Here is a 23,499-nt window from a genome sequence, read left to right as displayed (position 1 = left end):
CAGGGTGCGTTCAGCTCGTTGCTGTCCACCGTGTGCTCGTGGCTGTGAGCAATGTCGCCGAGTTGCAGGACAAGAGCGTCCAGGGGCGGTGGCAACCTCAACGGCGTCCTGTTGATGCGAAGTGCGACTGCGTCCCCATCGTGCAGGACGTGGGCGGTCAGGCTTGCCACGCGAGCAGCTCACACACCCCGTCGAGGAGTCCGAGCACCTTGGCCTCATCAGCGCGAGCGACTCCGAACTGATCACGCGCTCGCCGACCGAGCCCGAGACTGCGGTGGGCGACCTCCCGGTCCTGGCCGCCGCGATCATCTCGGTCGGCGCGGACGCCGACACCGAGACCATCCTCCGCATCGCCGCGGCGCATGACGACACCCGGCTTCTGGTCCGCGAGAACGACAGGATCCTCCGCTCGGTTCACGCCCGCGACACGCTGGTGGCCCGCGCCCAGGGCCGGGCCATAACGGCCCGCAGTCTGGCCTGCCCCACCCCCGAGCTGACCGGGGGCACGACGGTCGCCGACGCGATCGATCTGCTGCGTCGGCGCCGGGCTTCGCTCGCCGTCGTCCGTGACGGCTCCGGCCGTCTCACCGGCATGATGAGCCTGGACGACCTGTTGGCCCGCTTCCTGGAGCCACAGCCTGATGACACCAACGGTCTGAAGGCGGACGCCTCGCCGGCCCCAGCCCCTCGCAGGGCTGGGGCCGGCGCATGTTCACCGCTCGTCGTTCTTCAGCGCCTTGGCCTCGCTCTTGAAGATGCGGGCCGCCTTGCCTGCCGAACGTGTCAGCTCGGGCAGCTTCTTGACCCCCAGGACCACCACAACGACGACGAGGATCAGGGCCAGTTCACTCAGGCCGAACATCAGATCTGCTCTCCCAGGGGGACGGACGGCGGCCGAAACGGCATACCGGCAGCACATCGCTATCTACAGTGCTGTAGAAGTTTCTCCTGGAGCATGATCGCTCAACAAGCCCGCCTTCCGGCCCGGCTGGCCGGAAACAGCGTGTTGCACGGAGGAACAGAGCAGGATGACGGAAGAGACAGCCGGGACTCGGACCGCCCGGGAGACGTTGGCGTGGCATTGTCGCGCCATCACGGAGGCACGCTGGTTCGCCGCCACCGTGTTCACCCTGATCCTCACCAACGCCGCGCTGCTCGGCGTGGAGACGTACAGCGGACTGGTGGACGACTGGCACTGGTGGTTACGCCTCGCCGAGCACGCCTGCGTCGCCGCCTTCACGGTGGAAATTGTGCTGCGCCTGGCCGCCCACGCCAACCGCCCCCGGGACTTCTTCCGCGACCCGTGGAACCTCTTCGACCTCGCCGTCGTACTGAGTGCCTTCCTGCCCGTCGTACGCGAGAACACCACCGTCCTGCGACTGTTGCGGCTGGCCCGAGTGCTGCGCACCGCCCGCTTCCTGCCGCAGCTGCGCATCTTCCTGGTCGCGGTCGGCCGCAGTCTCCCCGGCACGCTCAGCTTCCTGGTCGTCGGCGCTCTGCTGCTGTATGTCTACGCGATGGTGGGCTGGGTCTTCTTCGCACACCACGATCCCGAGCACTACGGCTCCATCGGCCGCGCCGTCCTCACCCTCTTCCTCCTGATGACCCTGGACGGCATCGGCGATGCGGTCCGTGCGGGCCTGGAAGTCTCCCACTGGAGCATCTTCTACTACGCCTCCTACGTCCTGCTCGCTTCCTTCGTCCTCGTCAACGTCCTCATCGGCGTCGTCATCACTTCCCTGGACGAAGCACGCGACATGGAGGAGAACGACGCTCGGGACCGACCTCTCGCGGCCTCCCCAGAGGACCCCCACCTGCTGCTCGAACGCATCGCCACCGCCCGCCGCGCCCTCGACGACCTGGAGCGCGGCCTGACCCGGGCCTCGCCGGGCCGGCCCCGCGAGGCAGAGCGGACTGCCTCCACCTCCGGAGGTCACTCGTAGCCACAACGGCAGAAGGCGAGAGGCGACCCATGACGACCTCAAACATCATCAACTCGATCGTCATCGGCGTGCTGAGTCGGCTCGAACTCGACCGCGCCGCCGTCAACGTCGGTCTCACCCTCCCCCACCGCATCCTCCTCCAGCGATCACCACACAGCGCTACAACCGATTACGGGGCAGAGCCGTTCGTTTGACAGACCCGAATCGGGGCCCGGCTACCGCCTTGGGTCGACCACTCGTTGACCAGCACGGGGAGGGAGACCACTGCGGTGGCCGGAGTGTCGGTGAGACTCTTCGCGCGCCGGCCAACTCGTCGAGCATGACGGGCCATGCCCCGCCGTTGCGCGGTCACGATTGCCATCCGCCGCCCAGGGCAGCGACACCGAGGCGTGCTGGTTCTCCACGATCTCGTGGGCGGACTCCGCGCGGCAGGGACAGCCGGACAGCCCGCCTTCGTGCCTGAGCCGGGAGAAGTCCTGGCGCCGCGTCAGCAGCTTGTGTCGGCAGCGTTCTTTGTCGGCCCGTCCCCGGTCCGGTGGTAGCCGGTCGCCGCGGCCAGGTGAGCGGTGGAGGCTACGGGTACGCCAGTGGGGCGTGACGTCCCCCAGCGGTTCGGCCCGTGGAAGACGGCTACGAACGCCACCGTCAGTGGTCGGCCGATGGTACCTGGGAGCGCCTCCTCCAGAAGGTCCAGGCCGCCGCCGATGGCCCCGGGGAGATCGATTGGAGATCTCGGTGGACCCCACTATCGTCCGCGCACACCAGCATGCTGCCGGCGCCCGTAACAGGCCGCCGCCGGAACCCGTTCTAAAGGGGGGCCGAAGAGACGGAACACCGGAGCGAGACGCCGCGGCAGGGCCTGGTCGTCCATCTGGCGGAGGCGGTGCGGAAGGTGAGGGCCTGGGCCGCTCGCGCGGTGGGTTCACCAGCAAGATCCACCTGAGTACAGACGGGTGCTGCCGCCCCGCTGTCTCTGGTCGTCACCGCAGGTCAGCACGCTGACTGCACCCAGCTCATCACCGTGTTGCAGAAGATTCGCGTGCCCGGACTCGGCCTGGGCAGGCCGCGCGGGAAGCCGGACAGTCTCACCCGGCCCCTGCCAAAACTGACCTAACGGCCGGCCCACGGTGCCTATAAGGCATACAGCAACAGATCCATCGGAGTACCTGCGGCGGCAGGGCATCCGGCACGCGATCCCGGAGAAGACCGACAGCCAGGCCGCCCGCCTACGCAAAGGATCGCGCGGCGGACGGCCACCGGGCTTCGATGATGAGCGGTACAAGAAGCGCAACACCGTCGAACGGGCAACCAGCCGCTTGAAGCAGCATCGGGCAGTGGCTACGCGCTATGACAAGCGCGGCTACGTTTTCCTCGGCACGGCGACAGCAGCAGCCGTCGCCATCTGGCTACGGACATGATCGGCAAGTCCTGGACGTCACACTCCGATGAAGCTCACTGTTTCTGTCATGTCCGCCCGCCCAGTACGCAGCCGTGGCACGCCTTGCTTCTCGAATCCCACCGCGACACCGCAGAACAGCACGAGCCCGTCATCGGCTCCGACTATCCGGCTGACGGTCTTGCGATACAACGTCCACATCACCTGAGGGCAGCTGTGCAACCCTTCCGCCCTCAGCAGCAGCATGACTGTCTGCAAGTACATCCCCGCGTCCCCCCACTGCCCGGGCCCCATCGTCCGGTCGAGGTAGCAGAACAGTACGACCGGCGCCCCGAACGCCTCCGAGTTCAAGGCTGCGATCTTTGTGGGCCTGTCGAGGTCGTCGCGCTCGATCCCCAGCGCTTTGTACCGCTGGGCGGCCGCGGCGGAAAAACGGTCCAGATACGGCGAGGTCAGTGTGGCCGGGTACATGGGATACTCCCGCTCATCACCCGGGTCACCCGCCAGTGCCCTGGCCGTCGCGTGCCTCTTCAGTTCGGCCAGGGGCTCGCCGGTCACGACATACACATGCCACGGCTGGAGGTTCCCGCTCGACGGAGCCCGCGTCGCTGCGGCCAGCACTCGTTCGAGTACCTCTTTGGGTACCGGCTCATCCCTGAACGCCCGCACGGCCCGGCGACTGTGCACGGCTTCATACACATCCACGTCTTCTCGTCCTCTCAGCCAACGACAACCACCTGTCTACCGTCTTGAGCACGCAAGAAGGCAACAGGATGGGGGTATCGCCGAGGGAAGCCCGAAGTACGCGGCTTCCGCCGAATCACGGCTGCCCGCTGGGCTCCGGACCCGTTCCTCGTGTTGCTCCGATGGGTGAGGGCACGAGGGGACTGCGCGGCTTCAAGTGGTCCAGCTCGTAGAGCTTCCTCCAACGCGGTGGTCAACTCGACATTCTCTTGCTCAAGTCTGGTGACCCTTCGCTGGAGTCCTCGATGTCCGCCGGGGTCCCGAGCTCCGACTCCTGCCTTGTCTGAGCATCCATCACCTGCGAGCGTGCCGGTCCATAGCGGCTCAACCGGCATGCGCTGCTGAAGGAGCGTCACCGCGTCCTTGACGCGGCCGAGGTCGGGGTGGCAGTCTCCGCGCTGCCGCTGGGCCCCGAGCCCCGCGACGGTTACACCCGCAGCGCATTCCGCCACTGGAACGCTGGTGCCGATCCGTCCGATGGCTGCAACACCCGCGTTGTCTGCACACTCGGATCAACGGCGGAGCATGGACCGGCTGGTTCCTGTCCGACAACGGATACGGACGCCACTGGGCGGACGGCCGCGGCGGCACATGGTCGTGGATTCCGGCCCCGCTCCGCAACCTGTGGCACTACGAGTACGACGTCTACCGGTTCAATGTGGGGCTGCACACTCCCCACACGTACGAGTCGAAGCCTTGGAGCTGGCTGGTCCTCGGCCGCCCTGTGCTCTTCCACTACCCAACTCTCCCGGGCGTGGTCGTCGTCGCCCCGTTCCAGCTGGGCCGACGCGGTGTGGTCCAGGACGTCGACCTGGCTGTAACCGTTGAGAACCTCTTCGTACAGCCGCAGCGCCCGGCGGTAGTCCGCGATCACGGCATCGAGACCGCCCAGACGTTGCCATGCGTAGCCGACCCTGTCCCAGGTCGCGGCCTCACTGCGGCGGTTCCCGGTCTCCTGCACCACGGGAGGTGCGTGCTCGCAGATAGCGATCGCCTCCCGGTGCTCGCCGAGCCGGCGGGCCGCTGGCGCAGCCACCGCGACACGCAGGGCGTCTCGGTGGATGCGATTCAGCAGGTCGAAGGGGCGACGAGCGTCACGAGCCGTTGATTGAGACCGGCGTAGTTGACGTCCGCCTCGAATCGCTCGAGAAGCGCCGTCTCTTCCTGTGGCCGGCTCCGCCCGACAGCAGCAGAGCCGCCCGTGGACGGCGGAACCGTTGGAGTGGGACCGTATGACTCCAGGTCCTTGTCCCGCCCGATCAGCCTCCCCTCCGGCGGGACGCGGCGGGCGACGCAGTGGCGACCGGCCGTCGCGTCGGGCGCGGGTCAACGGCGCCGAGACACCTGCGGGCCGCCGATCCCGTAGGCATGCGCCCGGGAATGCCGTACGGGGTCTACAGCCCCAGATCGAGAGCCAGGCACGAGTAGTACTTCCACGAGCCTTCGGGGTTGTACGAGCCGTTCTCCCCGCCACTCTGCCCGGCCTCCACCTCTTCGGTCATGTCCTCGAAGCGGATCCGCTCGGGGAGCCTGCCGTAGCGCGCGTGCCGCGCCGCCGCGGCATCGCGGGTGAGTTCCTTGTTCATGACCGTTCTCCACTTCGTCGATCGTGGAAGGCGTCCTCATCGCTGCTGGGGACGACTATCAGCGTGCACCCCCAATCGTCACCTGTCAAGGGGGTGACGAACTGAAGGCAAGGATGATCCAGCCGGTAGTCAACCCATGGCGCCGGCTTCGAGGATCGCGGCGGTGAACGCCGCGGGTTGCTCCTGGGGGAGGTTGTGTCCGGCGCCCGGGACGACCTGGTGCACCCAGAGGCCCGAGAAGTGAGCGGCGTTACCCGCTTCCGTCGGTCGGCGGGATGACGCCGTCGGCCTGCCCGTCCAGAGTGACCGCGGGGACAGTGATCTTCGGCTGGTCCAGCAGCCTCTGCTCCAGTCCGGCTTACCGGGGGTCACCGGGAGTGACGGGCAGGCGGTGCCGGTGGCTGTGGATCACCACGTCGACGTAGTCGGGCTTGGCCCACAACTCCGCCGCCTGCGCGAACTCGGCCTCGGTGAACTGCCATTCGGGCAAGGGTCGCATTCCCACCCTTCCTGAAGGCCGGGATTCCCTGCGAAGATCAGGGATGGAGATTGCGTTGGGCAAGCCGGGAGTCGACGAGCTGAGCGAGGCTGTGGGCGTGCTGCGGGAGTGGCAGTACGACGGGTCGCCGATGCAACTGCATCCGGGGGACCTGGGCTGGTTCTGGCGGTTAGGTGCGGAAGCGACCGCTGCGGCGGTCAGGACGTGGAGCCGGGACGGACACATTCTCGCCGTCGGGCTGCTGGACGGTCCCGGGCTGTTGCGGCTGACGATCGCGCCAGACGCTCAGCAGGACGAGGAGCTGGCGCAGCAGGTGGTCGAAGACGTGACCGAGCCGGAGCGCGGCGTGCTGCCCGAGGGGACGGTGAACATCGAGGCGCCGACGGGTGCACTGGTCCAAGATCTGCTGTTCGAGGACAGCTGGAACGCCGACGAGCCGTGGACGCCGCTGCGCCGCGACCTCACGGAGCCGGTGAAGGACCCAGGCGTGCGGATCGAGCTGGTCGGGCCGGAGCAGGCACACGTGTTTGCCGCCGTGCATCGGGCAGCGTTCGACGGGTCGAGGTTCACAGACAAGCGCTGGCACGCGATGGCGGCCGGATTGCCGTACGCGGACGCCCGGTGTCTGGTCGCGTACGACGAGCAGGGCAACGCGGTGGCGGCGGTGACGGTGTGGTCGGCCGGTCCGGGTAGGCCCGGGTTGCTCGAACCGATGGGCGTGCACCGGGAACATCGCCGTCACGGCTACGGCGAGGCGATCACCGTCGCCGCGGCGGCCGCACTCCAGGAGTTGGGCTCGTCGAGCGCGATCGTCTGCGCCCCGAGCGCCAATGTCGGTGCCATCGCCACATACAAGTCAGCCGGCTTCAAGCAACGCCCCGAGGTCCGGGATCAATACCGGGACGCCTAGTACTCCAGCCGGACTTCTTCATTAGCGCTGGTCAACGGCTTGGGCGTGGAGAGTGTAGTGGGCTGGATCGGGGGTGGGGCGGTCTTTGCCGGGGCATCCCACAAACGTGTGGGCGCGCTGCTTGTAGTGGCAACGGCGGGCGCGTGCTTGGTGGCGGCGACGCCGGTGGGACCACGCCATCGTGTGCGGCCAAGGGCGGTTGCGTGATGCTGGGCGGGAACACCGCGGGACAGAACCTCGGTGACGAGGACGCCGCGCCCGAGCCCACGCCGACGGATGAGCCCGCTCGTCTCCTGCGGGCCCCTGCCGGTCGTCTGGCCGGCGCGGCCTGTCAAGGTGGGTCGCGCACCGCACCACGCGCCGTCCGACCGTGCACCCAGCACGGACCGCACCACAGGAGGGGACACCATGGGCAAACAGCGCATCACCGTCTGTCTGCCGCCCGTCCGCCCCGACGGGCTGAAGCAGGCGATCGGGCAGGCCATGGCCCCCTTCTGGTACGACCGTGAGGACCGCCCTCACCCGGACTGGGTGGGCGAGTGGAGCTACTGGTTCGTTTCCGGGGCGGGCTGTCTCTTCGACGTACTGCCCGGCCACGAGGACGACCCCCGGCTCGTGCGATACGACGACTGGACCGAACTCCCCGAGGTCCTGCCGCCGTCCCGCTGCCACGGCGGCCCGCGCGGCATCCTCGACCTCGACACGCCCCGCACCGCCGAGGCCCGCCGGGCGGCCGACACCTGGACGGCGTACCGAGCCTTCGCTGACGGCTACCCGCCCGCGCTGCCTTTCCACCACTTCGCCGAGCGGGTCAGGAACCTGGAGCCGGAGCACGCCAGGGAGGCGGCTGTCGCCGCCTTCCGTGAACAGCCCCTGATCCAGGCGATCGAGGCCGACCCCGCCCTGGAGGAACGGTTCACCTCCGACCCCGCCCTCCACCTCGACGAGGACCTGGAAACCTACGTGACCCGCCATGTGGCCGCCGTGCTGCCCACCCCCGCCCTGCTCACCCTCGACGGGCGGTGGGTGGAGGGCGGCGGCCCCGACTACGAGCGGATGTTCAACGCCTACCTGGACGGCCTGCCCGGCGACACGATGGTCGTGCGGGTGCTCTACCACTCGTGACGCAGTGGTACTCCAGCCGGGCTTCTTCATTGGCGCTGGTCAGCAGCTTGGGTGTGGGGAGTGTAGCGGGCTGAGACGGGGGTGGGGCGGTGTTTCCGGGGGTCGTCCCACGAAGGTGTGGCCGTACTGCTTGTAGTGGCAACGTTCCGGGCAGCCCGGTCGCCCTTTCTCCTCGATTATGAACGGAGCCAGATGAGGAGTGCGACAGCGGTGACGGTGCCGAGGAAGACGTATCCGCGTATGTCGTGGCGGGTGGGTGCGCCACGAGGCGCCATGGAGTCGAGTGAGGTGAGAGACCTTCACCGCTGGGTGGTCGCAGCAACCCGGCTGAAGCTGGGAGCAGTTCGTCTCGAGGGATGCCGAGGCGGGCGATAAGCAGCCCGGCACGAGGAGTACATCCCCGAGATCCGGCAGCCTGACCCGGCGGGCCCCAACCGGGGCCGGCATCTGCCGCATGCTGACCGGGTCGTCGGCTCGTACCTGCAGCGGTCACGGGGATTCCCGCCGACGAAGGCCGGGGTGGACAGTTCAGTCCGCGCTTCCCCATGCTCGGCGACCAGCCGCTCTCGGCAAGCGGTCCAGGCCCTCACCGGGCAGACCCCGGGATCCTGCGAGTACCGGATCTTCGCGTTGCGCACCAAGTGCTTGGTCTTCCCCGTCAGGACGGTGACCTGCATGCCGGCCGCGTACAGGTCACGTCGCCGGTGAGCAGCCAGGTCGGTCACCGCCCCGGGGACCATGGTGGAAACCGGTGAGGACCAGTGCCCTGTCGCGCAGCCCGACCAGGGGCGCCGTCCGGGCGGGAAGCGAGGATGCGCGGCCCGCCGAGCCGGCACTTCCCTGTTCACTTGGGGCTCCGCGCTCAGAGCCAGCCGCGGCGGCTGGCCTGGACGCCGAGTTGAAAGCGGGTCTGTGCGCCCAGGACTTCCTGGAGGCGGGCGATGCGGCGGGCCACTGTCCGTTCGCTGACGCCGAGTTCACGGGCGATGGACTCATCGGTGAGTCCGCCGCTGAGGTAGGTGAGAAGCTGCCGGGCGTCGTCGGTGGGGGAAGCGCCGGCGTCGTCCATGGACTCGTGGCTGATGGGGAGCGGAACGGCCATCTGCCAGTACGACTCGAACACGCCGACGAGGCCGTCGAGCAGGGCCGATCGCTGCACGGCGATGTAGTGGCGTCGCTGGTGGTCGCGCGCGGGTGCGGTGAGGACCGCGAAGCGGTCGTCACAAATCATCAGGTTTAACGCAACATTGGGGAAAACGCGGGCGCGTTCGCCGAGGTTGACGCAGGTCTGGATGGCCTCCCGGGCTAGCGGGTCACGCAGCACCTGGGCGCCGTAGACCACTGAGTACGCGACGCCACGCGCGAGTGCCTCCAGACAACCGGGCGCCACCTGCGCGGGTGCGGCGAGACGGCCGGTGGGGCCGATGGAGAGAGCACGGACCTGGTACATCGCCTCGTCCTGCACGCGCCGGGCGAGTGCTTCACGGGCCGCCTCCGTCCGGACTATCTCGATGTATCCCGGACCTTCGGCGTGGTGGTCGCGCCAGAACCGGGCGAGTTCGTCGGCGCTGTCGCGCAGGGTGCCGAGTTCCTTCGCGCGGATCTCCGCGAGGGCATCGAGCGCTGCCCGCGGGGGGCGGGCGACGAGCCGTTCCCCGTCCGGTTCCAATAGGCCCAGTCCGGTGAGTTCGTCGGCCGCCGCTCGGACGGCGTCCGGGGTCACGCGCAGGGTGCTTGCCAGCCCGGCCGGGGGCGCCGGGCCGCGCTGGACGAGCGCGAGGTAGATGTCCTCGGCGGTCGCGGTGAGACCTATGACCCGAAGTGGATGCATATTCGAATCATTGCACGCATATGCGATTAACTCCATGTGAAGGTCGTGTGCACCTAGCGACTACCCGTCCGGTAGGAAAGATATACGGAGTGACGTTTCGTCAGGTAAGGGGTCGTCACGTCGAGGGTGTACAGGGATGTATGGCGTCGCACCTGTCACTTTCCTGCCATGCCGGATTCCGACAGCACAGACGGCTTCTCCAGAAAGCGCATTCCTTGCAGACTCTTGGCCCATGGCACTCCGACCGCCTCTCCCGTCCCACAAGGACGACCGGCGTGTCGGCTTCAACACACCAAGGAGTTGACCGTGAAGAAGACCTTCGCCTGGGCCGTCACCCTCGTGACCGCGGCCACCTGCACGTTGGGTACCGCCCTGCCTGCAACGGCCGCGGACGGCACGACGGCCACCGCCGTCAGCGCCGCGTCCTACGGCTCCGCGATCGACACATCCTCGCTCGACCCGAAGACGAAGGCCCTCGTCGATAAGATCCTGGCCAAGCTGCCGACCGACTGGCAGGCGCGCCGCCAGGCCGCCAACACCAAGTACGGCATGGGCGACAGCCAGTGGGCTGACATCCTCAACAGCGTCATCAACCCGGGCGACTACCAGTGCCAGAGCACGGAGCTGACGACCTATGCGAACACTCTGCTCGACGGCGCCAAGGACCCCTTCGCGATCTTCATCCTCTCTCTGTTCGGCGGGTTCGACTTCCCCACGTACGATGCGCTGCTGTTCGGCAGCGAGTCCAAGTCCAACACCTACGGTGTCAACGGCGAATACACCAACCAGCTGACGTCCGAGGCCAAGGATCTCAAGCGTTTCTGGGACATCTACTCCGACGACATCCAGCTCATGCCGATGCACGGCGCCGACGTCTACTCCTCCCCCGAACGGCTCGCCCGCACCCTGTCCGTGCTGTACGGCGGCACGCCCGAGAGCAACCTCGACCTGGCCGAGCTGTTCATCTCGCTGGTCGACTCCGAGCCCGTGCTAAAGGGCGGCGCCAACCCGATCTTCACGTTCAACGCGTTCGCCTACTCAGAGAAGGGCGACCCGCAGCCGCTGGGCATCTCCGACCGCATCGTCATGGGCGACGGCATCCTGGAGGCCATGAAGGCCATCGGCCTGGGCGACACCGCTCCGCGCGCCATCCTCGGCCACGAGTTCGGCCACCACGTGCAGTACGAGAACAACCTGTTCGACAACACCACACTGACCGGGCCGGAGGCCACCCGCCGCACCGAGCTGATGGCGGACGCGTTCGGCACGTACTTCCTCACGCACTCGCGCGGCGAGGCTCTCAACACCAAGCGGGTGCTCGACTCCGCCAAGTCCTTCTACCAGGTGGGCGACTGCAGCTTCAGCAGCAACGGGCACCACGGAACGCCCAACCAGCGCATCGCGGCTTCCACATGGGGCGCGAGCATCGCCAACGAGGCCCCCAACCAGGGCCACATCCTGCCCTCGATGAAGCTCGACGAGATGTTCGAGGCGAAGCTCCCCGACATCGTGAAGCCGGACGCGACGAAGTGAGTGCGCGGACGGGCCGGCGCACCACGGCTCACGGGTCGCGCGCCGGCCAGGACACGGCCGCGCACCCAGTCTCCTGACCTGTCGGCCATCGCTCCGACAGAACCTGTGGCGGCCGCCCCCGATCGGGGGCGGCCGCGGTCATGTACCGCTGATCGCCGCAGTCGCACTTTGTCCGCGGACCTGCACACACTCCCGCTCCGGCGCGGTGCAGCGCTACTGGGATCATTGGCCGCGCGCGGGGCTTCAGTCCGGTGATGAAACAAATCTCAAGACTGCTCCGGCCTCGGCTTGGCGCACGGATCTGAGCACGAACCTGATCAACCATGGCGCATGTGACACCGCGTAATATCCGTGCGCTCTGCGGACTTCTGCGGGCACGGCAATGACGGAGCCGTTCACAATGCAAGGCCAACGTGTGCAAGCGCCTGCCAGAGCAGGAAGCCGTGGCCGCCCGGCATCTCGCGAACGCTGCCAGTCCGAGTGCCATCCGGCCGGCCCTGTACCAAGACGGGCAAGGTACAGACGAAGACGGCCTACGCCGTCACCAGCCTCCCCGACCAGGCCGGCCCCGCACGGCTCGCCGAACTCATGCAGGGCCACTGACCCGTGGAAGCCCTGCACCACGTTCGAGATGTGACCTTCACCGAGGACGCCTCCAAGATCCGCACCGGCAGCGCGCCTCGCGTCATGGCCCCCTGCGCAACCTCGCCATCGGCCTCATGCGCCAGGCCGGGTGAACCAACATCGCCGCCGCAGCCGACCACTACCAGTCACGCCCCTGCTACCCCGTCTCGCTGCAGGTCACCTGCTGATAACACATCAGCCCTGCCCAGTTCCCCTGGGCCGCCGCGCCGGGGTCTGGTGGACGATTGCGGCGAGGGCCACCTTGTCGACAATCAGCCCGCGGGCTCAACATGCGAACTCACCGGTCCCAGGGGCCAGTCAGGCGCGCGTTACGTCGGCCTCCGCGGAGGCGCCCTCACGCCAACGTCGAGGGCTGTACCCGCTCACCCTCCGCCGGTCTTCCTCGTCGTAGTACCCCCTCCCGGATGGGGAAGTTCAGGTCAGTACCGGAGTCGACCCAAGGGACTAGACCACTTCGCGCCGCAGCGCTATGGTGCTCGAACCTGTAAGAAAACCTGGCCCTTCAAGCAAGTGCATGCATCGTTGGTTGCCCCTCAGGGAGTCCCCGTGCGGTTGCGGAAGAAGAAGAGTCCTGTGCCCGTCCGACCTCGTGGGCCGCGTCTGCTGCTCGCGGTGGTCCTCATGACCATGGCCGGTCTGGCCGGCGCGCCGTCGGCCGTCGCCGAGCCCGCCGCGTCGGGCGCGTCCGTCGCGCCGGACACCGCGCTCGTCCCGCGTCCGGTCGTCGTTCAACAGGACTCCGGCAAGGCACCGTTCGTCCTGCGACCCTCGCTCGCCGTCGTCGCGGAGGGCGAGGCGGCACGCGTCGCCTCTCAGCTCGCGGGAGAGCTGCGTGACGCGACCGGGTTCCGGGTGCCGACGCGCGCGCACGGCGGAGCAAACGCCATACACATCACGGTGGACCCGGCGGCGCGGTACACCGTTGACGGCGCTGCGCCCACCGCGGAGTCGTACGTCCTGGACGTCAACAGCAAGGGCGTGTCGATCATCGCGCGCACCGCCCACGGCGCGTTCAACGGCGTGCAGAGCCTGCGTCAACTGCTGCCCGCTTGGGCCGAGTCACGGACTCCGGTCGTCACCGACTGGCGCCTGCCCGCAACGCACATCGAGGACGCGCCGCGCTTCTCCTATCGCGGTGTCATGCTCGACGTGGCCCGGTCCTTCCAGGACGTCGACGCCGTCAAGGGCTACATCGACAAGCTGTCCCGGATGAAGATGAGCGTGCTGCACCTGCACCTCGCCGACGACCAGGGCTGGCGGATCGAGATTACCAACGACGGCAAGGCCGCGGGCGACCCGATCGACTACAGCGCGCTGCAGCGCGAGTCCGGCGCGACCGCGATGAACCAGCAGGGCTACCGAGGCGAGTTGGGCCGCACCGGCTACTACACGCAGAAGCAGTACCGTGACATCGTCGCCTACGCCAGGGACCGGTTCGTCACCGTCGTCCCCGAGGTCGACATCCCCAGTCACACCAACGCCGCCCTGCACGCGATCCCACAGCTCAACACCGACCGGTCCCTGCCCGCGCCCGACCCCAAGACCGGCGTCGTGGACTGGAACGGCACCGGCAACGTGGGATATTCCGCCCTCGACGAGCGACACGACCTCACCTACACCTTCGTGGAGCACGTCTTCCACCAACTGGCCGAGATGACCGGCGGCCCCTACGTGCACATCGGCGGCGACGAGTCCCACGCGATGGGCCACACCCGCTACGTCGACTTCATCTCCCGCGCCGTGCCCCGCATCAAGGCGGCGTCGGGCGTCGGGACCATGGGCTGGACGGAGTACGCCGAGGCTGGGCTGTCCCAGAAACCGGGCTTCTGGGACGGCTCGGTCGTGCAGTACTGGGTCGGTTCCGGTGACTGGATACGCGACTTCGTCGCCAAGGGCGGCAAGGCCGTGGTGTCGGCCGCGGGCGGCTCCTACCTGGACCAGAAGTACACCAAGGACACCCCGATCGGCCTGACATGGGCCTGCGGTGGCACTTGCGACTTCCAGCGCTACTACGACTGGGACCCGACCACGACGGTGTCCGGCGGCATCCCCGAGGCGGGCGTGCTCGGCGTCGAGGGCCCGCTGTGGTCGGAGACCGTGCGCGGCGGCGACCAGGCGGAGTTCCTGACACTGCCTCGGGCAGCCGCGATCCTGGAGACCGGCTGGACGCCCAAGGCGCAGAAGGACGTCGCCGACTTCGCCTCCCGCCTCGCCCAGCTCGGCCCGCGCCTCACTGTGACGGGCACCAACTTCTACGAGAGCCCGGGAGCGCGGTGGGCCGCCACCGTCGCCGGCACCGACGCGGTCGCCCCGAGCGGAGTCACCGCCCGGCACGAGTTGGGGCTCGTTGCCGCACCCGGCACCAAGATCTCCGAGGACGGCACCGAAATCGTTCCGGACACCGTGGCGACCGACGGCGACCCCGCCTCGTCCAGCGCGCTCACCAAGCCCCTGACCGCGACCGCGAAGTGCGAGGACCGGGTCCTGCCGGTGACGTTCACCCAGGGCCAGGCACGCGACTCCCTGCACGGCGCAGGCCTCTACATCGCCACTGTGGAGGCGGCGTTCCCCGAGGACACGACGTGTGTGCTCACCCCGTCGGTGGGCGACCCGGTGTCCGTCCGCATCCGGGTCTCCGACGCGCGCGCCGAGGACCACAACGCTCCGGCCGCCGCCCCGACACTCGAGGTCCCGCAGAACGTGAAGGCCGGAACATGGGTCCCGCTGAAGCTGACCGGCTTCGCACGCGGCTACGTCGACATCCGCATCGACGACAAAACCCTCTACACGGTGCGCGCCGACGCGGCCGGCCGGTTCGCCCGCCACGGCGTCGTCCCGGCCGCGACTTACGACGGCACGCACACGATCAGCGCCGTCCAGGGCGACCGCTCGGCACGCCAAACGGTGTCGGTCGCGTCCGAGCTGCGCCCGCTGCCGAACCCGATCGACCAGTCCACGCTCCGCGTGCACGACGTCGACAGCCAGGAGACCGTCGGCGAGAACGGCGCCGCCGCGAACGCCATCGATGGAGACCTCAACACGATCTGGCACACCCAGTGGTACAGCGCGTCCCCCGACTTCCCCCACCACATCACCTTGGACCTGGGCAAGCAGTACGACGTCACGGGCCTGCAGTACACGCAGCGGCAGAACGCCCGCAACGGCAGGATCAAGGACTACCGGATCGAGGTGTCCGTCGACGGCACCACCTGGAAAGAGGCGGCCACCGGCTCCTTCACCGAGGCGCTCACTCCCCAGAACGCCGAGTTCAATGCCATCCGCGGGCGGTACGTGCGTCTGACGGGCCTCAACTCCCAGGCAGGCAACGCCTTCGCGGGCGCTGCGGAGATCAACGTGGGCGGCCGCCCCGTCTGAGGCCGCTCCAGCAGATGTAATGTGCGCCGCCGATGCCGGGCGGGTGCGACACCCGGCATCGGCGGCGGCACCCGCGCCCCGACCGCGCACACGAAGCGCCGACCCCCATATCGCATTGCTGGAGCCCCGCAGGAAGTACATCGCTGACTCACACCATCGTGAGCCAGATCCACATGCCCACGTGGTCCCACGGCCGCGTCGCACCGGCGGGCGACGCCGCGCACGCGACCTCGTCCCTTTCCGGACAAGGGTCGAACGTCTCACTCGTCGGCGCGTACGTCCTGGCAGGCGAACTGGCCATACACGCGCACCACAGGGATGCCTTCACGGCGTACGAGCAGAGGTTGCGGCGCTTCGCCGAGCGCAACCAGGCGCTGGTCACCAACGGCGGCACGGTGGTCATGCCGGCAACGCAGGAGGACCTGGATGCCCGCAACGCGGTGCTGCGCGATCCCGAGGCGATGGCGAGGGCGACAGCGAGCGCGGAGAAGGGAGGCTCGGCGCACTCGGGGCTGGCGCTGTCCGACCACGCGGACGCACTCGGACAGGGATGGTGCCTCGAGGCGACCGCCCAGCGCGGCGCCCATGAGCCCGAGTCGGCCGTCTGGCGGTCGAATGCCAGGGCGTGTCTCTCTGACAGATAGGTCAGTTGACCGGATATATCTGTCCGATTAGTGATCACTGACGCAATGTGGAACCGGATCAGTCCGCTGATGCCGGCCGATCCGGTCGGTGGACGACGACAGGCTGACCACCGCCGGACTCCTGGCGGCCATGGTCAGGATTGGGTTCCGTGCACGGGAACGGGGAGGCCCGGAACCCGACGGCGGCCGTCCTCGCGGATCGCGTCTACTCATCCCGCGAGATCCATGCGCATCTTCGCAGGCGAGGCATTCAGACCGTGGAGGGTTGCCGGGACATGACGGTGCATCACCAACAGTCGGTGGAGATGTCGTTCATCGTCCGCGACCGCACCGACGACGAGGACGTACGCACGCTCGCGCACGACGTCATCGACAACCAGGCCAACCAGCACGGCATGCTGCTGGGCTGGCTCGACGGCTGGGGGCTGAGCAAGACCTCCACCGAGGCACCGATGACGCGGATGGGCCACGGCTCGATGTACAAGGCCTACACCTCGCTGTTCGACACGCTGATGCGCAGCCACCTCGGCCGCATGTTCATGCTGGTGCACTTCCTCGCTTCTGCTCGTCATCGGGGACGCCCGCATTCCGTTGGCCGCGCTCGGCGAACCCCAGGTTCTGGAAGGCGAGGAGGCGCGAGCGTGGCGGGACGCACAAGGCGGACCTGCGCGCCCATACGGTGCAGCGCAGCTGCACCCCCACTGCGGTCCGCGTCGAGGTCGTCGCGCCCGATGACCCCACCTCGTATGTCTGCGTCTCCACCCGCACGCCCCAACTGCTCGCCGAGGCGATCCGCGGGTCCTCCTGACGCAGGACGAACGAGGGAGGATGATGGGCGACCGTGCCAGGTGATCACGTAACGGCGTACGGCGGCCCGAACGGCCGCCCGCGGCCCGATCGCGCCGTGGCGTGCGTGCGAGCCGGCCTGTTCGCGGTCGTCGGCAGCGTTCTGGCGGCCCTTGGCCACCACGCGGTCGCCGAAGGCGCGGTGCCGTGGCGCCTGGTGACCGCCTTCGCCGCGGTCCAGTTCGTGGTTGCCTGGCCGTTCGCCCGCCGTCGCTTCTCCCTGACGGTGATCATCGGTTGCACTCTGGTGGCCCAGGGCGGATTGCACCTGGCCCTGACCTGGGTGGGCGGCGAGCACGAGGCGAAACCCGATCAAGGGGGCCACGCCGGTCATGCCGCGATGGAGATGGGGAACGGGCATGCCTGGCACGACGCCGGGACGGCCATGACCACCGCTCACGCCCTTGCCGCTCTTGCGGCGGCCTGGCTGCTGCACCGCGCCGACACTGCCGTCACCACGGCCCTGGCGGCCGCCCGCACTCTGCGCGCGGTCTCAGCCGCGGTCCTGTTGCGGGTGCTGTCACGCCTCGCCCCCGGTGATGTCCGCAAGCCGCCGTGCGCAGGGCTCGCCGGCCGCTTCACCGATCCGGCCCCACCGCGGACACACACTCTGGAACATGCGCTGGTGCGCAGGGGACCTCCGGGACGCGAGCGCGTCCCGGTCCTTCCCTCATCCGGGCCCTTCGGCTTCGGCCAGCCCGGCTTCAGCATCAGCAAGGAGTTCTCCAGTGTCCATGTCCACGCACGTTCTCGGCCGGACCACGCGACGGATCGGCCTCGTCGGCGCCCTCGCGTTGACGGCCACCCTGGCCCTGGCCGGCCCTGCTTCCGCCCACGCGGAGGTCGAGGCCGACACCGGTCAGGCCCTGGCCGAGAACGTTACGCTCAGCTTCGTCTCCGAGGCCGAGTCCGGCAGCGCGGGCTTCACCGAGATGCGCGTCGTCCTACCCGAAGGCATCGCGCCGGGTGACGTCACGCTCGTGAAAGCGCCCAAGGGCTGGAAGTTCACGGCCACGAACGACGGCTACACGGTGGGTGGTCCGAAGCTCGCCGTCGGAACGGACGCCGAGTACAAGGTCAAGGTCCGGCAACTGCCGGACGCCAAGGAGCTCGCGTTCAAGACGGTCGAGACCTACAGCGACGGCAAGGTCTCCCGCTGGATCGAACTGCCCAGCGGCGGCGCGGAACCCGAACAGCCCGCGCCCGTCCTGAAGCTCAAGGCCGCCGCCCCGGGCGCCACGCCGATCAGCCCCAGCCCCAGCCCCACGGCGAGCGAAACGGCCACTCCCACGCCGTCGGCAGCCAAGTCCACACCTGCCGCCGGCAGCTCGGACGCAGCCGCAACGGCCGCCGAGAAGGAGGACGAGGACGGGGGCAGCCCGACCGGCCTGATCATCGGCGGGGTTGTCGTGGCCCTGGCGGTCCTGGGCGGAGGCGCCTGGTGGCTGGTCAAGCGCCGCGCCGCAACGTCCGACAGCTGACCGGAGGAGTCCGGGTGAACCCGCGGGGCGGAACCACCGCTGCCCCGCGGGGGCGCCTGCCGGGCCATTGTGTGAGCTCCTCTCAGGGGGGTACGGGCGAACGCCGGTCGCTGTTCACCCGCTCTGTCACCCATAGTCCGTGGGGCCGCCGGACACCGCCCCACGGACCCGCGCTCACGCCGCCCGGGAGGTGGCGTGCTCGGGCTGGACGATGTGCACGTTGTGCTGGTCGGCCCAGCTCTGTAGGGCGCTCATACAGGCGTGGTCGAGGTGCCGCAGCCCGGCGAGGTTGAGCTCGATGGGGCAGTCGGTGGGCAGCTGTTCCAGGGCGTCGAGGATACGCGGGAGGCGCAGGAAGGTGGCGTGACCGACGATCCGCACCGTCACCGGGCCGGTGCCCGCGTCGTCGACCTCGATGTGGACGTGTGAGGTCTCCCACGCCGTCTTCACCACCGCGAGCAGCAGCCCGATCAGAACGCCGTCGAACATGTTGGTGACCAGGATCGCCCCGGCGGTGACCGCCAACACCACTGCTTCCCCTCGATGTTCACGCCACAGAGGGCCGAACTCCTCGACGGGCAGCAGCTTGAAGCCCGCGTGAACGAGGACCCCGGCGAGTGCCGCGGTCGGGATCATACCCAGCGCGCCGGGCAGCAGGGCGGCGAACAGCAGCAGCCACAGGCCGTGCAGGACGCGGGAGACCTTGGTACGGGCGCCGGCCTGAACGTTGGCGGCGCTGCGGACGATCACCGCGGTCATCGGAAGCGCGCCGAGCAGCCCACACATCGTGTTGCCCGCGCCCTGGGCCATCAGCTCCTTGTCGTAGTCGGTCTTCGGCCCTTCGTGCAACCGGTCCACTGCCGCCGCACTGAACAGCGACTCGGCCGACGCGATGAGTGTGAAGGCGACGATCGTGGTCAGCAGACCGACGTCCGGCAGGCGAGAGAGGCCGTCGAGGCCGGGCGGCTGGATCATCTCCGTCAGACCCTTGACCTCAACCCGCTTGACGGACAGGTCGAAGGCGGCGGTCGCGAGCACCGCCAGACCGACCGCGACGAGCGGCCCAGGCACCAGCCGTGCCTTGGCGGGCATCTTCTTCCACAGCGTCATGACGACGACGGTCCCGGCACCGATGCCGATCGCGGTCAGGGCCGTTCCCGATCCGAGGACGTCGGTCAGGAGGCCGGGCAGACCGGCAACATTGGACAGGCCGCTGCCGGGGGCCCTGCGGTTGCCGAGGGCGTACATCTGGCCGGTGATCAGGACGAGCCCGATACCGGCGAGCATGCCGTACACGACCGACAGGGAGATGGCCCGGAAGAGACGCCCCAACCGCATTGAACCAAGGGCGAGTTGAAGCAGTCCTGTGGCCAGCACGATCATGCCGAGCGCGGGCAGTCCGTATTCGGTCACCGCGGTGAGCACCAACACGGTCAGGCCCGCGGCCGGACCGCTGACCTGGAGGCTGCTACCGGGCAGCAGGCCGGTGACCAGGCCGCCGACGATGCCGGTGATCAGGCCGAGCTCGGCGGGAACACCGGAGGCGACGGCTACGCCCACGCACAGCGGCAGGGCGACGAGGAAGACGACCAGGGAGGAGACGAAGTCCGTGCGCAGGGCACGGCGGAGGGAGGAGAGGGATGAGGTCATGGTCAAGGCGTTCTCTCTGGGTGGGGGGAACGTCGGATAGAGGGACGACCAGCAGGGCGTGGGCAAGCCAGGTTCCGCTCGCGTCACAGGGACTTGAAGACGCGGCTGCCGGGTGCGCAGGCCAGGACCTCGCCCGTCTCGACCGTGTAGTACCAGGCATGCGGTCGAAGTCGACCCAAGGCGAGGCGCCGGGCGACGAAGGGGTAGGTGCGCAGGTGGTCGAGCTGCGTCAGCACATGCTGCTCGGTCGCCTCCTCGCCGAGACCCCGCGTCAGCCAGGGCTCGTCGGTGCGGGCACGGTATCCGGCCCAGGTCAGCCAGCGGCGTACCAGCGGCATGGTGTGGACGCTCTGCTCGCGCAGCAGCCCCTGTACCGCGCCGCAGTGCGAGTGCCCGCACACGACGATGTCCGGCACCTGCAGGGCCTGGACCGCGAATTCGATCGACCCAGCGACCGCGCACGCCGCCTGCGGCCGACGGGGGGGGAACGATGTTGCCCGCCGAGCGCACCTCGAACAGGTCACCGGGGCGAGCCCCCGTGAACAGCGATGGGATCACGCGGGAGTCGGAGCAGGAGATGAACAGGATCTGCGGCTGCTGCCCATGGGCCAACTGGGCGAACTGCTGCTGCTTGTCTGTGATCTTCGCGTGGAAGGTACGGGCATGCTCGATGAGTGTCTGCATGGAATCGACCTCGTGACGCTTCGTGGAGCTGTGGAGCTCCGGGGTGAGGAAGGGCGCGAAGAGTGCGTGCCACGCGTATCCGGATACGGCTCAGCAGCCCACGGCCGGCCCTCGGGTGATCAGCGAGGCGGGTGCCCACCGGTGAAGGAAGGGACGGGGTGCGCGCGGCACGCGGCCGATCAGCAGCGGAAAGTCTGCAGGGTGCTGGGAGTGGGAGCTGTCCCGGTGGCGGAACTCCAGGCGTCTCTGGCCGTACGGGGCCGGGCGGATCCCGCCACCGGGGTGTCCGAGGCGTCCTCGGAACCTGAGCCGGCGTGCGGCAGGCCGCTTGTTCCACGGCAGTCTGCAGCGCACGCGAAGGGCGAGCCGCCACGTCGGTGGTCTCCTCGTGCACCCCAGAGAACTCCTGAGCGCGGGGTGCGGCGAGCGCCGCGTGCTTCTTCCTCGCCACCGACTTGACGGCCGCTGCCACCGCCGAGACGGACTTCGCGGCCGCGGACAGCAGAACCACTGCTGCTGTCGTACGACGTATCACTCTTGGACTTCCGGCCCTCTGAGCGAGGCGACATCGAAACGCCTTCCGCCGCCGGTGCTCGATCACGCCTGAACTCCTCTAGGGCAAAGGTGAGATGGCCAACATCCCGGCTGGCGTCACGGGTGCAATCGGCCAGACCAGCTGCGGTTGGCCGATGTAAGGAGCGAGCCGGTGGCGCTAGCGGAGGATCGCCGTCAGACGGCGCAGCAGGTAGGCCCAGGGCCTCGCCGGCAGGTGACGGAACTGGTGCGCGGGTGCGTCTTCGGTGCGAGGCGACGCGGCCCGGTCGACCGGGGCATCCGCCAGGGCGGGCGGCTCGGGTTGTGGTGCATGGGCGCGGCACATCTCGGCGCGAACGAGGGCGCCCACCGCGGCGTATACGTCCATGGGCATGGCAGGACTCCGGTGCGGTCGTGGCAGACGAGGCACGGCAGGCCGAACCGCCCCGCGGTACGCGGGTGGATGCGGCCGGGCTCGGTCAGCAGCGCAGAACGGCCGAACCGGCACAACGGCCGAGACCGCGAGGAGCATCGGCCGGCTCGTGGAGCCCGGCGTGCTCAGCCGGAGCCACCGAGGGAGACGAAGCGCCGCCGGGGGCCATGGCGACGCCGCCGTGACCCGGTACCTTGCGGGGCCCGCCGACGGACGCGTCACACAACTGCGGCCCGCCATCGTGATGATGGCCGCCGTCGCGCGTGTCGAGCACCGCGGCACCGGCGGACGTGTCGCAGGACGGGGCGGAGGCGGCCGCCACGGATCGCCGCAGGCAGCCGTCCAGGTCCAGCGCCGACAGATGCGAGGTGCTGGAGGTGAACGCCGCGTGCAACAGCGCCAGCAGGGCAACCAGCACGACAGCACCCAGGCCGCGGCGCGCCGCCGCCGTGACTGCCCCGGGTGTGTGTGCCATCGCGCTCTCCCTGTGCTCCCTACCAGGAAACCCCCGAGTCCCGCGCGTCGCGCGCAGAAATGGCTGATCAGCGGGTGGATTCACCTGATGTGGTGACGAATGGCACGCGGACTTTTCCGCATACTCGTGGACTGTCCTTCCACAGCGCAGCAGCCCTTCAACGGATCACCGGGCAAGCCCGGCTCCATTGATCACTTTGTGCGCTTATGACAGCCGGAGCAGTTCCCCGTGGCCGCCGCTCCGCACCTCGGTCCGGAACGGTACTTGTCGCCCTGCCGGCTCGCGACCTTCTGGTGCGCGCGCACATCCACCTCGGCGGCCCGATCGTGGTGGTCTGGGACAACCTCAACACCCATCGCACGGCCGCATGAAGAAGTACGCGGCCGAACACGACTGGCTCACCGTCTTCCAGCTGCCCTCGTATGCTCCGGACCTCAACCCCCGTAGAGAGCGTTGGTCACTTCTTCGGCGCGGCCCGACGGCGAAAGCCGCCTTCGAGGACCCGGACCACCTCACCCGAACGCTCCGCCGAGGCCTCGGGCACATCCAACTACACCACCAACTCGTCGACGGATGCCGGGCCGGGACCGGACTGGCGCTCACAACACCGACCCCACCCTGAAAATCTCAGTAACCGCCAGGGCCAGGGCGTCCAAGGAGCACCGCGACCTTGTGACGGCTTCTGCGACGCGGGACCGGAACGGGCGATGCCAGTCGCCGCCGTCAGAAGGGGCCCGCTGACCAAGGGGACGGTGGGCCCGGCAATCGCCGCTGGTTCCACCACATGAGGCCGGGTCACGGTGTGCGCCACCGTGGGAAGGTCATGCCGAGGTCGCTGCGGAACAGCCGTGACAGCGTGCGATCGCTGGCTCCGACCTCACGGACGCGGATAGCCCGGCTCCTACTTCGCGGGGTCATGCGGCGGCGCACCCCTCCACGTGGTCAAGGACTACATCGAGAACCAGAAACGGCCCGACTGAGCGCGGCTCCGCGGGCGAGGCACTCCGGAGCGAAACTGTGGCGCTCCGCGCCGCAGGGTTCATGATCGGATTCCCTCCCCGCCTGAAGGCGGGGATTCCCTCCGAAGAAGAGGGATCGCACTGAGGCGGTCGACGGCCGGTAGCGACGCTTGGGGGCAGGACTCGGCTCAGCCTCGGCTGGGTTA

At 68.8% G+C, this 23,499-nt stretch carries 18 protein-coding genes and 9 pseudogenes; 15 read left to right on the top strand and 12 right to left on the bottom strand.

Annotated features, from left to right (window positions below; translation table 11 throughout):
- Nucleotides 1-169 precede the first annotated feature (169 nt).
- Nucleotides 170-637, top strand: a pseudogene (locus OG395_RS51505) (CBS domain-containing protein); the annotation flags it as partial.
- A 75-nt stretch (nt 638-712) separates the two neighbouring features.
- Here OG395_RS51505 and OG395_RS51500 read toward each other — a convergent pair.
- A complete protein-coding gene (locus OG395_RS51500) occupies nt 713-862 on the bottom strand; it encodes a twin-arginine translocase TatA/TatE family subunit (protein ID WP_327249049.1) in 150 nt (49 codons plus the stop codon).
- A gap of 166 nt (nt 863-1,028) precedes the next feature.
- On the opposite strand from OG395_RS51500, the gene OG395_RS51495 reads away from it, so the two are divergent.
- Both OG395_RS51495 and OG395_RS51490 read left to right on the top strand, forming a co-directional pair.
- Nucleotides 1,029-1,943: an ion transporter gene (locus OG395_RS51495; RefSeq protein ID WP_327249048.1), complete on the top strand. Its 915-nt coding sequence runs from the start codon at nt 1,029-1,031 to the stop codon at nt 1,941-1,943.
- A gap of 29 nt (nt 1,944-1,972) precedes the next feature.
- Complete coding sequence (locus tag OG395_RS51490; RefSeq protein ID WP_327249790.1) at nt 1,973-2,137, top strand: hypothetical protein; 165 nt, start codon at nt 1,973-1,975, stop codon at nt 2,135-2,137.
- 21 nt (nt 2,138-2,158) lie between these two features.
- On the opposite strand, the gene OG395_RS58830 is transcribed toward OG395_RS51490, so the two are convergent.
- Together OG395_RS58830 and OG395_RS51475 are read right to left on the bottom strand one after the other, a co-directional pair.
- The gene (locus OG395_RS58830; protein ID WP_442818711.1) at nt 2,159-2,689 is read right to left on the bottom strand and encodes a 1-deoxy-D-xylulose-5-phosphate synthase N-terminal domain-containing protein; all 531 of its coding nucleotides are present in this window, start codon (nt 2,687-2,689) and stop codon (nt 2,159-2,161) included.
- Nucleotides 2,690-3,378: 689 nt separating this feature from the next.
- Entirely contained in the window at nt 3,379-4,044 is a 666-nt protein-coding gene (locus OG395_RS51475) for a nitroreductase (RefSeq protein ID WP_327249047.1), read from the bottom strand.
- Between the two features lie 565 nt (nt 4,045-4,609).
- Here OG395_RS51475 and OG395_RS51465 point away from each other — a divergent pair.
- Nucleotides 4,610-4,822, top strand: a pseudogene (locus tag OG395_RS51465) (phospholipid carrier-dependent glycosyltransferase); the annotation flags it as partial.
- Nucleotides 4,823-5,477: 655 nt separating this feature from the next.
- On the opposite strand, the gene OG395_RS51460 reads toward OG395_RS51465, so the two are convergent.
- Complete coding sequence (locus tag OG395_RS51460) at nt 5,478-5,669, bottom strand: hypothetical protein (RefSeq protein WP_327249046.1); 192 nt, start codon at nt 5,667-5,669, stop codon at nt 5,478-5,480.
- 358 nt (nt 5,670-6,027) lie between these two features.
- Nucleotides 6,028-6,168: a hypothetical protein gene (locus tag OG395_RS51455; RefSeq protein WP_327249045.1), complete on the bottom strand. Its 141-nt coding sequence runs from the start codon at nt 6,166-6,168 to the stop codon at nt 6,028-6,030.
- Nucleotides 6,169-6,211: 43 nt separating this feature from the next.
- On the opposite strand from OG395_RS51455, the gene OG395_RS51450 reads away from it, so the two are divergent.
- Both OG395_RS51450 and OG395_RS51445 read left to right on the top strand, forming a co-directional pair.
- On the top strand, nt 6,212-7,078 hold the full coding sequence (locus OG395_RS51450) for a GNAT family N-acetyltransferase (RefSeq protein WP_327249044.1): 867 nt from the start codon (nt 6,212-6,214) through the stop codon (nt 7,076-7,078).
- 408 nt (nt 7,079-7,486) lie between these two features.
- Nucleotides 7,487-8,203, top strand: a complete 717-nt coding sequence (locus OG395_RS51445) for a hypothetical protein (protein WP_327249043.1) — start codon at nt 7,487-7,489, stop codon at nt 8,201-8,203.
- Between the two features lie 862 nt (nt 8,204-9,065).
- Here OG395_RS51445 and OG395_RS51440 read toward each other — a convergent pair.
- Nucleotides 9,066-10,034 carry a helix-turn-helix transcriptional regulator gene (locus tag OG395_RS51440; protein WP_327249042.1) on the bottom strand — a complete coding sequence of 323 codons (969 nt, stop codon included), beginning with the start codon at nt 10,032-10,034 and terminating at the stop codon, nt 9,066-9,068.
- Nucleotides 10,035-10,340: 306 nt separating this feature from the next.
- On the opposite strand from OG395_RS51440, the gene OG395_RS51435 reads away from it, so the two are divergent.
- The 7 genes and pseudogenes from OG395_RS51435 (at nt 10,341) to OG395_RS51405 (ending at nt 18,558) form a co-directional block, all read left to right on the top strand.
- A complete protein-coding gene (locus OG395_RS51435; RefSeq protein WP_327249041.1) occupies nt 10,341-11,567 on the top strand; it encodes a hypothetical protein in 1,227 nt (408 codons plus the stop codon).
- A gap of 1,218 nt (nt 11,568-12,785) precedes the next feature.
- Nucleotides 12,786-15,587 carry a glycoside hydrolase family 20 protein gene (locus OG395_RS51430; RefSeq protein WP_327249040.1) on the top strand — a complete coding sequence of 934 codons (2,802 nt, stop codon included), beginning with the start codon at nt 12,786-12,788 and terminating at the stop codon, nt 15,585-15,587.
- 32 nt (nt 15,588-15,619) lie between these two features.
- Entirely contained in the window at nt 15,620-16,231 is a 612-nt protein-coding gene (locus OG395_RS51425) for an FAD-dependent monooxygenase (protein ID WP_327249039.1), read from the top strand.
- Nucleotides 16,232-16,246: 15 nt separating this feature from the next.
- Nucleotides 16,247-16,351 (top strand): annotated as a pseudogene (locus OG395_RS51420) (IS5/IS1182 family transposase); the annotation flags it as partial.
- Between the two features lie 20 nt (nt 16,352-16,371).
- Nucleotides 16,372-16,710 (top strand): annotated as a pseudogene (locus OG395_RS58825) (DUF305 domain-containing protein); the annotation flags it as partial.
- Nucleotides 16,711-16,795: 85 nt separating this feature from the next.
- Nucleotides 16,796-17,039: pseudogene (locus OG395_RS51410) on the top strand (DUF3093 family protein); the annotation flags it as partial.
- A 772-nt stretch (nt 17,040-17,811) separates the two neighbouring features.
- Nucleotides 17,812-18,558, top strand: a complete 747-nt coding sequence (locus tag OG395_RS51405) for a DUF1775 domain-containing protein (RefSeq protein WP_327249038.1) — start codon at nt 17,812-17,814, stop codon at nt 18,556-18,558.
- A 174-nt stretch (nt 18,559-18,732) separates the two neighbouring features.
- Here OG395_RS51405 and OG395_RS51400 read toward each other — a convergent pair whose 3' ends face one another.
- The 5 genes and pseudogenes from OG395_RS51400 to OG395_RS51380 all read right to left on the bottom strand — a co-directional run bounded on the left by OG395_RS51400 (nt 18,733) and on the right by OG395_RS51380 (nt 22,334).
- Nucleotides 18,733-20,208: a SulP family inorganic anion transporter gene (locus tag OG395_RS51400; protein ID WP_327249722.1), complete on the bottom strand. Its 1,476-nt coding sequence runs from the start codon at nt 20,206-20,208 to the stop codon at nt 18,733-18,735.
- 83 nt (nt 20,209-20,291) lie between these two features.
- A complete protein-coding gene (locus OG395_RS51395; protein WP_327249721.1) occupies nt 20,292-20,624 on the bottom strand; it encodes a carbonic anhydrase in 333 nt (110 codons plus the stop codon).
- 112 nt (nt 20,625-20,736) lie between these two features.
- Nucleotides 20,737-20,892, bottom strand: a pseudogene (locus tag OG395_RS51390) (carbonic anhydrase); the annotation flags it as partial.
- Between the two features lie 712 nt (nt 20,893-21,604).
- A complete protein-coding gene (locus OG395_RS51385; RefSeq protein ID WP_327249037.1) occupies nt 21,605-21,820 on the bottom strand; it encodes a hypothetical protein in 216 nt (71 codons plus the stop codon).
- Nucleotides 21,821-21,905: 85 nt separating this feature from the next.
- On the bottom strand, nt 21,906-22,334 hold the full coding sequence (locus OG395_RS51380) for a hypothetical protein (RefSeq protein ID WP_327249036.1): 429 nt from the start codon (nt 22,332-22,334) through the stop codon (nt 21,906-21,908).
- Nucleotides 22,335-22,615: 281 nt separating this feature from the next.
- Between OG395_RS51380 and OG395_RS51370 the strand changes: the two are divergent.
- Nucleotides 22,616-22,956 (top strand): annotated as a pseudogene (locus OG395_RS51370) (transposase); the annotation flags it as partial.
- Between the two features lie 179 nt (nt 22,957-23,135).
- Here the strand turns inward: OG395_RS51370 and OG395_RS51365 are convergent.
- Nucleotides 23,136-23,219, bottom strand: a pseudogene (locus tag OG395_RS51365) (AraC family transcriptional regulator); the annotation flags it as partial.
- Between the two features lie 14 nt (nt 23,220-23,233).
- On the opposite strand from OG395_RS51365, the pseudogene OG395_RS58820 reads away from it, so the two are divergent.
- Nucleotides 23,234-23,314 (top strand): annotated as a pseudogene (locus OG395_RS58820) (IS200/IS605 family transposase); the annotation flags it as partial.
- Nucleotides 23,315-23,499: the final 185 nt, after the last annotated feature.

Source organism: Streptomyces sp. NBC_01320 (genome assembly GCF_035974375.1).
GTDB lineage: Bacteria > Actinomycetota > Actinomycetes > Streptomycetales > Streptomycetaceae > Streptomyces > Streptomyces yanii.
This window is presented reverse-complemented; position numbering and strand designations above follow the sequence as displayed.

What these genes read in the sequence shown, in the direction of transcription:
- OG395_RS51500 (WP_327249049.1), bottom strand. Translation starts at nt 862, where the DNA reads ATGTTCGGCCTGAGTGAACTGGCCCTGATCCTCGTCGTCGTTGTGGTG.
- OG395_RS51495 (WP_327249048.1), top strand. Translation starts at nt 1,029, where the DNA reads ATGACGGAAGAGACAGCCGGGACTCGGACCGCCCGGGAGACGTTGGCG.
- OG395_RS51490 (WP_327249790.1), top strand. Translation starts at nt 1,973, where the DNA reads ATGACGACCTCAAACATCATCAACTCGATCGTCATCGGCGTGCTGAGT.
- OG395_RS51460 (WP_327249046.1), bottom strand. Translation starts at nt 5,669, where the DNA reads ATGAACAAGGAACTCACCCGCGATGCCGCGGCGGCGCGGCACGCGCGC.
- OG395_RS51455 (WP_327249045.1), bottom strand. Translation starts at nt 6,168, where the DNA reads ATGCGACCCTTGCCCGAATGGCAGTTCACCGAGGCCGAGTTCGCGCAG.
- OG395_RS51450 (WP_327249044.1), top strand. Translation starts at nt 6,212, where the DNA reads ATGGAGATTGCGTTGGGCAAGCCGGGAGTCGACGAGCTGAGCGAGGCT.
- OG395_RS51445 (WP_327249043.1), top strand. Translation starts at nt 7,487, where the DNA reads ATGGGCAAACAGCGCATCACCGTCTGTCTGCCGCCCGTCCGCCCCGAC.
- OG395_RS51440 (WP_327249042.1), bottom strand. Translation starts at nt 10,034, where the DNA reads ATGCATCCACTTCGGGTCATAGGTCTCACCGCGACCGCCGAGGACATC.
- OG395_RS51425 (WP_327249039.1), top strand. Translation starts at nt 15,620, where the DNA reads ATGCCGGGCGGGTGCGACACCCGGCATCGGCGGCGGCACCCGCGCCCC.
- OG395_RS51405 (WP_327249038.1), top strand. Translation starts at nt 17,812, where the DNA reads ATGTCCACGCACGTTCTCGGCCGGACCACGCGACGGATCGGCCTCGTC.
- OG395_RS51400 (WP_327249722.1), bottom strand. Translation starts at nt 20,208, where the DNA reads ATGACCTCATCCCTCTCCTCCCTCCGCCGTGCCCTGCGCACGGACTTC.
- OG395_RS51385 (WP_327249037.1), bottom strand. Translation starts at nt 21,820, where the DNA reads ATGCCCATGGACGTATACGCCGCGGTGGGCGCCCTCGTTCGCGCCGAG.
- OG395_RS51380 (WP_327249036.1), bottom strand. Translation starts at nt 22,334, where the DNA reads ATGGCACACACACCCGGGGCAGTCACGGCGGCGGCGCGCCGCGGCCTG.